Genomic DNA, 1432 nt, shown 5'->3' on the forward strand with positions numbered 1-1432 from the left:
GGGGTCTGTCGGGTTTTCTGTGTAAGTGGTCATCGGCTTAGTTGATGTTCAGCCGGTCGCCGTAGGTCAGCGACAGGACGTTCAGGACCGATTTCCAGTTATTCACTCGCCCTCCAGGATTGCGATCGAAGCCCCGACTGGAGGTGCTTCGCTGCTTTGCAGCCAAGTACAGCACCTTGAGCGCCGATTGCTCGTCAGGGAAGTGCCCGCGTCGCCTGGTCGCGGCACGGAATCGTGCGTTGAGGGATTCGATGGCGTTGGTCGTGTAGATCATCGTGCGAACCTCCTGGGGGAACGCGAGGAACGGAGTGAACTCGCTCCATGCGCTCTTCCACGAGGCGATCATCGCCGGATACTTCTCACCCCACAGCTCGGCGAACGTCTCGAACTCTGCCTCGGCGGCCTTCGCGTTCGCGGCCGTGTAGATCGATCGCAGGCCCTTGGTGATCTTCTGCCAGTCCTTCTGCGACGAGTACCTCAGGCTGTTGCGCACCAGATGCACCACGCAGGTCTGCACGATCGCTTCGGGCCAGATCGCGCCGATCGCGTCCGGCAAGCCCTTGAGCCCGTCGCAGCACACGATGCACGCGTCCTGGACGCCACGGTTCTTCAAATCCGTCAGCAACGTCATCCACTGTTTCGCGCCCTCACCGCCGGACGGTCCCACCCACATGCCCAGCACCTCGCGGTAGCCGTCCATGTTGACACCCATCGCCACATATACCGGGCGGTTCGCGACCGTGCCCGAGCGGACCTTGAGGACGATCGCGTCGATGATGATCACCGGATAGACCGAATCCAACGGTCGGTTCTGCCAGGTGCGCATCTCCTCAGCGACCTTCGCCGTCACGCTCGAGACCAGATCACGCGACACGGTCGTGTCGTAGACCTCCTCCAAATGGGCGGCGATATCGCCCGTGGTCATGCCCTTGGCATACAAGCTGATCACCGCCTCGTCGAAACCCGCCAGCCGGCGCTGGCGTTTCGGGACCACCTGCGGCTCGAACGAGCCTTCCCGATCACGGGGCACGTCGACCGTGACCTTCCCGATCTCAGTCGTGACGGTCTTCGGCGTCGATCCGTTGCGAGAGTTGCCGCGGTTACGGCCGACCGGATCATGCCGGTCGTAGCCCAGATGGTGCGACATCTCCGCCTCGAGCGCCTGCTGCAACACCTGCTTCGTGAGTGCCGTCAGCAACCCGCCCTCGCCCGTCAAAGCGATCCCACGATCCGTCGCCGACGCCACCAGCTCTTCAGCCAAAGCGACGATGTCAGGCTCCCGCCCCGGCCGCTCCAACGCAGCCGACTCGTCCGCCGCCGACGACTCCCAGGCTTCCTCGAAAGATGACTCCATGACGCGATGCTCCTTCCACCACGGATTGAATCCGCGGCATCACGCCGAGCCACTTACACAAAATTCCTGACAGACCCG

1 protein-coding gene is annotated in these 1432 nt (G+C 63.0%); it reads right to left on the reverse strand.

All coding sequences use genetic code 11. The features are described from left to right. Positions 1-37 precede the first annotated feature (37 nt). Positions 38-1354: an IS256 family transposase gene (locus AOP78_RS14625; protein ID WP_062206474.1), complete on the reverse strand. Its 1317-nt coding sequence runs from the start codon at positions 1352-1354 to the stop codon at positions 38-40. Positions 1355-1432: the final 78 nt, after the last annotated feature.

It is taken from the genome of Demequina salsinemoris (assembly GCF_000974805.1).
Lineage (GTDB): Bacteria > Actinomycetota > Actinomycetes > Actinomycetales > Demequinaceae > Demequina > Demequina salsinemoris.

Coding starts and splice junctions, on each gene's coding strand:
- AOP78_RS14625 (WP_062206474.1), bottom strand. CDS start 1,354: ATGGAGTCATCTTTCGAGGAAGCCTGGGAGTCGTCGGCGGCGGACGAG.